Source organism: Thioalkalivibrio sp. ALE20, from assembly GCF_000381405.1.
GTDB lineage: Bacteria > Pseudomonadota > Gammaproteobacteria > Ectothiorhodospirales > Ectothiorhodospiraceae > Thioalkalivibrio.
The window spans coordinates 617009-627500 of the sequence record NZ_KB906471.1 but is presented as its reverse complement, the minus strand read 5'-3'; the positions used below and the strand labels follow the sequence as shown (position 1 = coordinate 627500).

The 10492-nt window shown below is 64.8% G+C and carries 9 protein-coding genes and 2 rRNA genes (1 of these 11 only partly in view); 6 read left to right on the top strand and 5 right to left on the bottom strand.

Features of this window, described 5'->3' with window-relative positions:
- From F790_RS0103025 to F790_RS0103015, 3 genes are all read left to right on the top strand, one after another.
- Positions 1-1777, top strand: a 23S ribosomal RNA gene (locus F790_RS0103025); it begins 1102 nt to the left of the window's first position.
- 87 nt (positions 1778-1864) lie between these two features.
- Positions 1865-1980, top strand: a 5S ribosomal RNA gene (gene rrf, locus F790_RS0103020).
- A gap of 98 nt (positions 1981-2078) precedes the next feature.
- Positions 2079-2285 carry a hypothetical protein gene (locus F790_RS0103015; protein ID WP_018870626.1) on the top strand — a complete coding sequence of 69 codons (207 nt, stop codon included), beginning with the start codon at positions 2079-2081 and terminating at the stop codon, positions 2283-2285.
- A 39-nt stretch (positions 2286-2324) separates the two neighbouring features.
- Here the strand turns inward: F790_RS0103015 and F790_RS0103010 are convergent, their stop codons facing one another.
- From F790_RS0103010 to dapA, 3 genes are read right to left on the bottom strand one after another with little or no spacing between them, the layout of a single operon-like run.
- Positions 2325-3086, bottom strand: a complete 762-nt coding sequence (locus F790_RS0103010; protein WP_026332835.1) for an MBL fold metallo-hydrolase — start codon at positions 3084-3086, stop codon at positions 2325-2327.
- A gap of 24 nt (positions 3087-3110) precedes the next feature.
- On the bottom strand, positions 3111-4289 hold the full coding sequence (gene bamC, locus F790_RS0103005) for an outer membrane protein assembly factor BamC (protein WP_019590806.1): 1179 nt from the start codon (positions 4287-4289) through the stop codon (positions 3111-3113).
- A 7-nt stretch (positions 4290-4296) separates the two neighbouring features.
- Positions 4297-5175, bottom strand: a complete 879-nt coding sequence (gene dapA, locus F790_RS0103000; RefSeq protein ID WP_019590805.1) for a 4-hydroxy-tetrahydrodipicolinate synthase — start codon at positions 5173-5175, stop codon at positions 4297-4299.
- A 170-nt stretch (positions 5176-5345) separates the two neighbouring features.
- Between dapA and F790_RS0102995 the strand changes: the two genes are divergently transcribed.
- From F790_RS0102995 to F790_RS0102985, 3 genes are read left to right on the top strand one after another with little or no spacing between them, the layout of a single operon-like run.
- Positions 5346-5900, top strand: coding sequence for a glycine cleavage system protein R (locus F790_RS0102995; RefSeq protein ID WP_018870622.1), 555 nt, complete (start codon positions 5346-5348; stop codon positions 5898-5900).
- 32 nt (positions 5901-5932) lie between these two features.
- Complete coding sequence (locus F790_RS0102990) at positions 5933-6406, top strand: peroxiredoxin (protein ID WP_019590804.1); 474 nt, start codon at positions 5933-5935, stop codon at positions 6404-6406.
- Positions 6407-6450: 44 nt separating this feature from the next.
- Complete coding sequence (locus F790_RS0102985; RefSeq protein ID WP_019590803.1) at positions 6451-7872, top strand: PhoH family protein; 1422 nt, start codon at positions 6451-6453, stop codon at positions 7870-7872.
- Between the two features lie 277 nt (positions 7873-8149).
- On the opposite strand, the gene queD is transcribed toward F790_RS0102985, so the two are convergent.
- Complete coding sequence (queD, locus tag F790_RS0102980) at positions 8150-8533, bottom strand: 6-carboxytetrahydropterin synthase QueD (RefSeq protein WP_019021382.1); 384 nt, start codon at positions 8531-8533, stop codon at positions 8150-8152.
- A gap of 45 nt (positions 8534-8578) precedes the next feature.
- Positions 8579-10489, bottom strand: coding sequence for a 1-deoxy-D-xylulose-5-phosphate synthase (dxs, locus tag F790_RS0102975; protein ID WP_019569247.1), 1911 nt, complete (start codon positions 10487-10489; stop codon positions 8579-8581).
- Positions 10490-10492: the final 3 nt, after the last annotated feature.

Here is a 10492-nt window from a genome sequence, read left to right as displayed (position 1 = left end):
TGCGCGGAAGATTTAACGGGGCTAAAGCCATGTACCGAAGCTGCGGACCTGCTTTGCAGGTGGTAGAGGAGCGTTCTGTAAGCCTGTGAAGGTGTGTCGAGAGGCATGCTGGAGGTATCAGAAGTGCGAATGCTGACATGAGTAACGATAAGATGGGTGAAAAACCCATCCGCCGAAAGCCCAAGGTTTCCTGCGCAACGTTAATCGGCGCAGGGTTAGTCGGCCCCTAAGGCGAGGCAGAAATGCGTAGTCGATGGGAAACAGGTTAATATTCCTGTACCTCGCGTTAATGCGATGGGGGGACGGAGAAGGCTAAGTGATCCGGCTGTTGGTGCCCGGTTCAAGCATGTAGGGAGTACTCCTAGGCAAATCCGGGGGTACATATCCTGAGATGTGATGACGAGCTCCCAAGGGAGCGAAGTCACTGATGCCCTGCTTCCAGGAAAAGCCTCTAAGCTTCAGTTAACGCGAGACCGTACTCCAAACCGACACAGGTGGGCAGGGTGAGAATCCCAAGGCGCTTGAGGAAACTCGGGTGAAGGAACTAGGCAAAATGGTACCGTAACTTCGGGAGAAGGTACGCCTCGGATGGTGACGGGACTCGCTCCCCGAGCTGTTCGAGGTCGCAGAGACCAGGCCGCTGCGACTGTTTACTAAAAACACAGCACTCTGCTAACTCGAAAGAGGACGTATAGGGTGTGACGCCTGCCCGGTGCCGGAAGGTTAATTGATGGGGTTAGCTTCGGCGAAGCCCTTGATCGAAGCCCCGGTAAACGGCGGCCGTAACTATAACGGTCCTAAGGTAGCGAAATTCCTTGTCGGGTAAGTTCCGACCTGCACGAATGGCGTAACGATGGCGGCGCTGTCTCCACCCGAGACTCAGTGAAATTGAAATCGCAGTGAAGATGCTGTGTACCCGCGGCCAGACGGAAAGACCCCGTGAACCTTTACTACAGCTTCACACTGAACTTTGAGCTTGTTTGTGTAGGATAGGTGGGAGGCTTTGAAACCGGGACGCCAGTCTCGGTGGAGCCATCCTTGAAATACCACCCTTGCAAGTTTGGAGTTCTAACTCAGGCCCGTTATCCGGGTCGAGGACCGTGTGTGGTGGGTAGTTTGACTGGGGCGGTCTCCTCCCAAAGAGTAACGGAGGAGTGCGAAGGTACCCTCAGCGCGGTCGGAAATCGCGCGACGAGTGCAAAGGCATAAGGGTGCTTGACTGCGAGACAGACACGTCGAGCAGGTGCGAAAGCAGGTCTTAGTGATCCGGTGGTTCTGTATGGAAGGGCCATCGCTCAACGGATAAAAGGTACTCCGGGGATAACAGGCTGATACTGCCCAAGAGTCCATATCGACGGCAGTGTTTGGCACCTCGATGTCGGCTCATCACATCCTGGGGCTGAAGCAGGTCCCAAGGGTATGGCTGTTCGCCATTTAAAGTGGTACGCGAGCTGGGTTTAGAACGTCGTGAGACAGTTCGGTCCCTATCTGCCGTGGGCGTCGGAGATTTGACAGGATCTGTCCCTAGTACGAGAGGACCGGGATGGACGCACCTCTGGTGTTCCGGTTGTCACGCCAGTGGCATTGCCGGGTAGCTAAGTGCGGAAGGGATAACCGCTGAAAGCATCTAAGCGGGAAACCCACCTGGAGATGAGATCTCCCTGGAGCTTCGAGCTCCCTGAAGGGCCGTTGAAGACGACAACGTTGATAGGCTGGGTGTGGAAGCGCGGTAACGCGTGAAGCTAACCAGTACTAATTGCCCGTGCGGCTTGACCATATAACACCCAAATGGTTGTTGGTCTCTTCTGACACATCACCTAGTTGCATTCCGAATTTGGACAGTGAGCGCTGTCCAGCCAGTTTGCCTGGCGGCTATAGCGAGCAGGAACCACCCGATCCCATCCCGAACTCGGAAGTGAAACTGCTCTGCGCCGATGGTAGTTAGGGGCCTCCCCTCGTGAGAGTAGGTCACCGCCAGGCATTTACACCGAAAGCCCGATTCCTCTTGCGAGGGGTCGGGCTTTTTTTATGCCTGATTGTGTGTTCGTGTGACGCCGGACGACCGGCGGGAGGTAGCTGTGGCGAACAAGCGGACAGATGGTGGCCTGGTGGTTGTGGGCCTGGTGCTTATTGCCGTGGGCGCGTATGCGCTGCTGGGGCAGCAGGTCCATTTCTCGCCGATCGCCCCCCGTGAGGATGGCGGATTTGGCGGGTGGTTCGCGACCGTTGTGGGTGTGGTGATGATCCTTGGCGGGCTCTATTTCCTCCGCGAATCGCGGAAGTAGATTCTGGCAGCGAGCGGGCTGCGTTTCTGTGGCTATTCCCTAGAGCTCGCGCCAGCTGAACCCTTCTTCCTGAGTGGCGAGTTCCATCTCGGTCGGCGCCGCGCCGACGCCATCTGCGAGTGCTTTCCGGGCGTGGTCGGGATGGTTGTTGTCGGTCGACAGATGCATCCCGATCAGCGAACGCAGCTTTCGGTTGTCGGCCCGTCGGAGCAGGTCACGCGCCGCGTGATTGGGGAGATGGCCCCATCCTCCGCGAATACGTTCCTTGAGACGCTCGGGATACGGGCCGGCCTGGAGCATATCCGGCTCGTGGTTGCATTCGAGCAGGAGTCCGTCGACGCGGGCGGCGATCTCGACCATGTGGGGCGTGACATGACCGGCGTCGGTCATTAGTGCCAGCTCGCGGTCGCCATCGGACAACGTGAACTGTGTGGGTTCTCGCGAGTCATGTGGGACGGTGAACGGAGTCACCCGCAGGTCGCGGATCTCGATCGGAGAGTCGCTGGTGATTTCCAGCGTGCTCGGGAAGCGATTGTCGCGTGCGGCTCGCAGGGTGCCGTGGGAAGCGTACACGGGGATTCCGTGGCGTCGGGAGAACGCGCCGGCAGCGCCGATATGGTCGCCGTGCTCGTGCGTGATCAGGAGTGCGTTCAGCTGCTCGGGCTGCAGGCCTGCGCGCGCGAGCCGACGTTCGGTCTCCTGAGCGGAGAAGCCGCAGTCGATCATGATGCAGGTGTGGCGGGCGCGCACGACCAGTGCGTTTCCGCCGCTCCCGCTTCCAAGAGAACAGTAGTGCAGCATGCCGACGGTGCCGGTGCTGGGCGATCAGCGGCGAAATTCTTCCTCGATCCGTTCGAGGAGGAACCGGGTGTCGTCCTCGTCCAGCGGTTCGCCCTCGATGTCCCGTGCACGCAGGAGGGACTGGCCGTTGTCCGCGGAAAGTTCGAGCCGGTAGCGCGTGTCTGCGCGGCGGTCACCACGACCGAACAGGCGGCTGAAGAAGCCACCTTCGTCTTCGTCGGCGCTGTCCGGGCGATAGGTGACTTCGTGCACGCCGCTGCGGCGGTCGCGTTCGTCGACGAGGAGGCCGGATCGGTCGAGGCGCGTGCCGAGGTGCCGCCATACCTGGTCCGTTTCGCTGTCAAAGCGAAGAACCAGTTCGTCGCCGACATTCTCGAGGCGTGCGCCCGGGACCCGCTGGACCTCGGATTCGTCGGCGCGCTGCCCGCCTTCGCCGGGGTCGCCCGTGAGCAGGAACAGGCGCAGGCGATTGAGCATTTCTGCTTCCAGCTCCGGCTCGGAGGGGCGGGAAACCCAGAGGAAGCGTTCTTCTCCCACGGGCTGTTCTTCGGCCCCGCGATGGGTGATGTAGACCGCGGTTCGGCCGTCCTCCTCGCGTTCGACGCGCAGGCGATACCGGTCACGGGTGTTCGAGTCGTAGAGACCGCCAATGGTCCGGGCGATGAAGCCGCGGGTGCCGCTGAACGGGATACCGGCGCGGTCTTCGGCCCACTGGGTTTCCATGATGCCGACTTCCGGTTCGTTGCGTTCCAGCGGCAGGTTCTGGCTGTCCCAGAACGCGGCCAGGCGATTCCACAGGTCGTCCGGGTCGGTATCGACCGTCAGCCAGCGCGTATCGCCGTCACGCCAGATCTGTACATCGCTGTCTTCGGGCAGCACCTGGACCTCGCCTGCGCGCGGCGCCAGGGCGCCCGTTCCGCCGGGTGTGCCGGTCTGTCGGGTATCGGGCTGCTGCATCTCGCGGGCACTGACGCGTTCTCCCGGCGCGTCGGGGACGCGGTAGCCGTCGCGGCTGTCGGGGGCACTGAGTTCGGGCGGAACCTCGAGGTCAGGGGCCTGACGGGATTCCTGATATACCGGGCCACGGTCATCGGTACCGGCGCAGCCGGCGGTACCCAGTGCGAGGGCGACGGCCAGGGGCAGCGCCGCGGGCAGGTAAGCGCGTACGGTCGTACGAGCGGAAAAGGACGAAAAACGGGTCATGAACGGTTCATACCTCGATGCCGGCCTGGCGCATGGCGTCCAGAACCGGGGCGTGAAACGGAGCTGAAAGCGGTGTCAGCGGGAGGCGGATGCCTTCTTCCATCATGCCCATCTGCTGCAGCGCCCATTTGACCGGGATCGGGTTGGCTTCCAGGAACAGGGCCGAGTGCAGTCCGTCCAGCTGGCGGTTGATCTCGCGGGCTCGTTCGGCATCGCCTTCGCGTACCGCTCGGCACATCTCCGACATCAGACGCGGCGCGACGTTCGCCGTGACCGAGATGACGCCGTGGCCGCCGGCCAGCATGAAGGCAAGTCCGTTGGCATCCTCGCCGCTGAACAGGTCCAGGCGGCTGCCGACGCGTTCGACCAGTTCGGCGGTGCGCTCGTTGCTTCCGGTGGCTTCCTTGATGCCCACGATGTTGGGCACCGCGGCAAGGCGTTCGACCGTTTCGGGCAGGATGTCGACCGCCGTCCGACCGGGCACGTTGTACAGGATCTGCGGGATGTCCACCGCCTCGGCGATGGCCTTGTGATGAAGATACAGGCCTTCCTGGGTGGGCTTGTTGTAGTAGGGGGCGACCAGCAGGCAGGCATCGGCACCGGCTTCCTTCGCGCACCGGGTCAGGGCGATGGCCTCGCGGGTGGAGTTGGCTCCGGTTCCGGCAATGACCGGGAGCCGGCCATCGATGGTGCGCACGACGTGCGCGATGGCCTCGCAGTGTTCGTCGAAATCGAGGGTGGCCGATTCGCCGGTGGTGCCCACGGCGACGATGGCGTCGGTACCCGACTCGACATGGAATTCCAGCAGCCGATCCAGCGCTGGCCAGTCCAGGCTGCCATCGGCGTGCATCGGGGTCGCGAGCGCGACCATGCTGCCTTGAAACATCGCCCCCTCCAGGACAAGTAATGGTGCAGTCTAACGGGGGACTGACAGGGCATTCAAGAAAGCGCCGCGTTGGCCTGTACCCGGGGAGGTGATATGTTCCGGCATCATGATCCACGCGATGCGCCATTGCCGTTCGCCATCCTGCTCGCCGGTCGCAGGAGGCCGGGCCCGTGGCTGAGGTCGTCGGGGCCGGTACGCACACCGAGCTGGTGCTGAGTCTGCTGGGGCCGGACCGGCCGGGCCTGGTGACTCAGGTGACCCAGCACGTCGCCGAATCCGGTTGCAATCTGGAAGCCAGCCGCATGGTGGTGCTTTCCGGCTACGCCTGCATGGCGGTGACCGCCAGCGGAAACTGGAAGACCCTGGCGACCCTGGAAGGGCGGCTGGAACGTCTGGAACGCGAGAGCGGGCTGGTGGTGACCGCGCGTCGCGGGCCGCTGGAGGAGGCCGGAGAGGCCGCCATGGCCTATGCCGTGGACGTCATCGCCCTGGATGCCCCGGGGCTCCTGCACGGCCTGGCGAACTTCTTCGCCACACGAGGCGTCAACCTGCGGGATGTACAAAGTCGCGTCTACACGGCGCAGCAGACGGGCGCCCGCATGTTCGCGGCGAACATCGTGATCGACATCCCGGCCGCGCAGCATCTGGCGACGCTGCGGGGCGAATTCATGGACTTCTGCGACGAACTCAATCTCGACGGGGTGCTGGAGCCGATCAAGGCCTGAATGCCGCCCCGTCCCCGACCGGAGACACGAGAATGACGGTTGCGATCGATCAGCCCGTACCTGCCGATATCCGCCTGCCGGCCACCGGCGACCAGGAGCTGGCGCTGGAGGATTTCCGCGGGCGCATGGTGGTCCTGTATTTCTACCCCAAGGACAACACGCCGGGGTGTACCAACGAGAGCCGTGACTTTGCCGAGCGTCTGGCCGATTTCGAGGCAGCGGGGGCGGTGATCCTCGGGTGCTCGCGCGACAGCGTGAAGAGCCACGAGAATTTCCGCAGCAAGCAGGAGCTGCCGTTCGACCTGCTCAGCGATGCGGACGAGCGCCTGTGCGAGGCCTTCGACGTCATTGGCATGAAGAACATGTACGGCAAGCAGGTGCGCGGCATCGAGCGCTCCACGTTCCTGATCGACGCGGACGGCGTGCTGCGCCGGGAATGGCGCAAGGTGAAAGTCCCCGGCCACGTGGACGAGGTGCTCGCCGCGGTGCGTGAACTCTCGGGCTGACATCGAGCGCGTTTCTGCCCCTGCCCCTGCGCCCCGGAGGCCCGATGATCGAAGACCGCGAACCCGGCCGTCATCTGTTCGTGCTGGACACCAATGTCCTGATGCACGACCCCACCGCGCTGTTCCGTTTCAAGGAACACGACATCTTCCTGCCGATGGTGGTCCTGGAAGAGCTGGACCGGGGCAAGAAGGGGGTCTCCGAGGTGGCGCGCAACGTGCGTCAGGTGAGCCGGTTCATCGACGAGCTGATGACCGGGGCCACCCACGAAGCGATTGTCGCCGGGCTGTCGCTGACCGCGACGTCGCTGGAGGACTCGGATCTCGGCGGCCATGGCCGGCTGTTTTTCCAGACCCGCAGCCTGAATTCGCACTTGCCCGAGTCGCTGCCGGGCTCTTCGGCCGACAACGATATCCTCAGCACCGCACGGGCGCTGGAAGAGGAGCTCCCGGATGTCCGGGTGACCCTGGTGTCCAAGGACATCAACCTGCGCATCAAGGCTGCGGTGATCGGCCTGCATGCGGAGGATTATCACAACGACCAGGTGCTGGATGACGTTTCTCTGCTGTACTCGGGGATGCAGGAGCTGCCCGGGGACTTCTGGGACACCCACGGCGCGGCGATGGATTCCTGGCAGGAGGCCGGCCGGACCTATTACCGGGTGAAGGGGCCGCTGGTTGCGGAATGGCATCCCAACCAGTTCGTCTATCGCGAGGGCGAACAGCCCCTGAGTGCCATCGTGCTGGAGGTGGATCGGCCGGCCGAGAGCGCCGTGATCGAGCTGGTGGACGACTATATGAATCCCCGGCACACGGTCTGGGGCATCAATGCCCGCAACCGCGAACAGAATCTCGCGCTCAATCTGCTGATGGATCCGGAGGTCGATTTCGTCTCGCTGGTGGGAGCGGCGGGGACCGGCAAGACGCTGCTGACCCTGGCGGCCGGCCTGGCGCAAACGCTCGAGGACGGGACCTACAAGGAAATCATCATGACCCGGGTAACGGTGCCGGTGGGCGAGGACATCGGCTTCCTGCCGGGTACCGAAGAGGAGAAGATGACCCCCTGGATGGGGGCCCTGATGGACAATCTCGAGGTCCTCGGCGGCAACACCGAAGGGGCCGGGGAATGGGGCCGGGCGGCCAGCGGGGACATCCTGACCAGCCGCATCAAGATTCGCTCGCTCAACTTCATGCGCGGGCGTACCTTCCTCAGCCGCTACATCATCCTGGACGAGGCGCAGAACCTCACCAGCAAGCAGATGAAGACGCTGATCACCCGTGCCGGGCCGGGGACCAAGATCGTCGCGCTGGGCAACATCGCGCAGATCGACACCCCGTATCTCACCGAGACCACCTCGGGGCTGACCTATGTGGTGGACCGCTTCCGTGAATGGACGCACAGCGGGCACATCACGCTCACCCGCGGCGAGCGCTCGCGGCTGGCGGATTACGCTTCCAACAACCTGTAGGTGGCGCAGGTCGTGCTGCAACAACCGCGAAGGAAAATCCGGCCCCGTCATTGCGAGGAGCCGCAGGCAACGCGGCAACCTTCCGAAGCTGGCGCCGAGTCAGATACGGGCTCAGATGGTCCCGGACGGAGATCGCCACGTCGCTTCGCTCCTCGCGATGACGATGCGGGCGATAACCCGTCGCGATGACGATGCGCGCGATAACCTGAGCCCGGCCCCCTGCGGCCCTCCGCAATGACGGTGCTTGAGGCGGGGCGCGGGTGGAGTGGGTGGGGGTCTAGCCGTCCTCGCTGTAGCGCACGCAGGCGCGGTCGGTCTCCCACAGGGTCAGGGCGCTGACGCGCAGCCCGGGGCGGTTCAGGCGTTCCGCCATCTCGCGGAAGAACCAGCGGGCGATGTTCTCCGCGGTGGGGTTGACCGTGTCGAACGGCGGCACGTCGTTGAGGTAACGATGGTCCAGCTGCCCGGCGATCTCGCGTGCGGCGCTCTTGACCACCTTGAAATCCACCGCCATTCCGGTGTCGTCCAGGGTTTCGGCCTCGACCTCGGCTTCCACCTTCCAGTTGTGGCCGTGCATGTTCGCGCACTGCCCCGGGTAATCGCGCAGGGTGTGCGCGGAGGCGAAGTCGGTCAGGACGCGCAGGGTATAGCGGGCACTCATGTTCGGATTCCGGAAGCGGTCGGCCGGCGGGCCGGGAGATGGCTGTCAGCCTGCAAAGCCTAGCCGGCCGCCCGGTGCGGCGCAATTCTCCTGCCCGGCCGCGTGGCGAATCGCTGCCAGCACGCCGGCGGTATCGAGACCGCATTCGGCGAGGATGGTCTCGCGCGGCCCGTGTTCGGTGAAGCGGTCGGGGATGCCGAGGGTCTGGCAGGGGATGTCGAGCCCCTCCGCCGACAGCCACTCCAGGACCGCGCTGCCGGCGCCGCCGGCGCGGGCATGATCCTCCAGCGTCACCAGGCGGTCGTGTTCCGCCGCCAGGCGGGCCAGGCAGGCGGTATCCAGCGGCTTGACGAAGCGCATGTTGACGACCGTCGCATCCAGGGCTTCGCCGGCCTCCAGCGCCGTATCCAGCAGGGCGCCGAAGGACAGGATGGCGATGCGTTCCCCCGCACCGTCCGGGCCCGCCTCGCGACGGATCTCGGCCTCGCCCACCGGCAGCGGATCCAGACGGTCGCCCGGCTCCGTGCCCGGGCCGCTGCCGCGCGGATAGCGCACCGCGGCCGGGCCGTTCCAGGCAAAGCCGGTCGCCAGCATGCGGCGGCATTCGGCCTCGTCGGCCGGGGCCATCAGCAGCAGGTTGGGTACGCTGCGCAGCAGGGCGATGTCGAAGGTACCGGCATGGGTGGGGCCGTCGGCGCCGACGATGCCGGCCCGGTCGATGGCGAACAGCACCGGCAGATCCTGCAGGGCGACATCATGGATGACCTGGTCCATGGCCCGCTGCAGGAAGGTCGAGTAGATCGCCACCACCGGGTGCTGGCCCTCGCAGGCCATGCCGGCCGCCAGGGTCACTGCGTGCTGCTCGGCGATGCCGACGTCGAAGTAGCGCTGCGGGTACTGTTCGGAGAAGGCGACCAGGCCCGAGCCCTCGCGCATCGCCGGGGTGATGCCCAGCAGGCGCTCGTCGGCCGCCGCCTGGTCGCACAGCCACTGGCTGAAGACGTCGGTGTAGGTCGGTGCCTTCGGGCCGGAGGGGGCGAGACCGTTCTCCGGTTCGAACTTGGACACGCCGTGATAGCGGCAGGGGTCCTCTTCGGCCGGGGCATAGCCCTGGCCCTTGCGGGTGACCACGTGCAGCAGCTGCGGTCCGTGCCCGCCGCGCAGGTTCTTGAGGATGCCGGCCAGACCGCTGACATCGTGACCGTCGACCGGCCCGAAATAGCGAAAGCCCAGTTCTTCGAACAGCGTGCCGGGCACCAGCATGCCCTTCATGTGCTCCTCGGCGCGCTGGGCGAACGCCTTCATCGGCGGCACGAACTCCAGCATGCGCTTGGAGCCCTCGCGCATCGAGCTGTACAGGCGCCCCGACAGCAGCCGGGTGAAGTACTGGTTCATCGCGCCCACGTTGGGCGAGATGGACATGTCGTTGTCGTTGAGGATGACCAGCAGGTTGCAGTCCAGCTCGCCGATGTGGTTGAGCGCCTCGAAGGCCATCCCGGCGGTCATCGCGCCGTCGCCGATCACCGCCACGTGGCGCCGGTCGAGGCCTGCGTGGCGGGCGGCCAGGGCCATGCCCGCGGCGGCGCTGATGGAGGTGCTGGAATGCCCGGCGCCGAAGGCGTCGTATTCGCTCTCCGCGCGCTTGGGGAAGCCCGCCAGTCCGCCGTGCTGGCGCAGGGTCGCCATGGCCTCGCGCCGCCCGGTCAGGATCTTGTGCGCATAGGCCTGGTGCCCCACGTCCCAGACGATCCGGTCGTCCGGGGTATCAAAGGCGTAGTGCAGGGCGATCGCCAGTTCCACCGTCCCGAGGTTGGCGGCCAGATGTCCGCCGGTGCGCGAGACACTGTCGATAAGAAAGGTGCGCAGCTCCCGGGCAATCTCCGGCAGTTCGGCGCCCGGCCGGGCGCGCAGATCGGAAGGCCACTCGATGGCATCGAGGAGGGGGGTGGCTTGCATCGC

What these genes read in the sequence shown, in the direction of transcription:
- F790_RS0102990 (WP_019590804.1), top strand. Translation starts at nt 5,933, where the DNA reads ATGACGGTTGCGATCGATCAGCCCGTACCTGCCGATATCCGCCTGCCG.
- dapA (WP_019590805.1), bottom strand. Translation starts at nt 5,175, where the DNA reads ATGTTTCAAGGCAGCATGGTCGCGCTCGCGACCCCGATGCACGCCGAT.
- dxs (WP_019569247.1), bottom strand. Translation starts at nt 10,489, where the DNA reads ATGCAAGCCACCCCCCTCCTCGATGCCATCGAGTGGCCTTCCGATCTG.
- F790_RS0103010 (WP_026332835.1), bottom strand. Translation starts at nt 3,086, where the DNA reads ATGCTGCACTACTGTTCTCTTGGAAGCGGGAGCGGCGGAAACGCACTG.
- F790_RS0102985 (WP_019590803.1), top strand. Translation starts at nt 6,451, where the DNA reads ATGATCGAAGACCGCGAACCCGGCCGTCATCTGTTCGTGCTGGACACC.
- queD (WP_019021382.1), bottom strand. Translation starts at nt 8,533, where the DNA reads ATGAGTGCCCGCTATACCCTGCGCGTCCTGACCGACTTCGCCTCCGCG.
- bamC (WP_019590806.1), bottom strand. Translation starts at nt 4,289, where the DNA reads ATGACCCGTTTTTCGTCCTTTTCCGCTCGTACGACCGTACGCGCTTAC.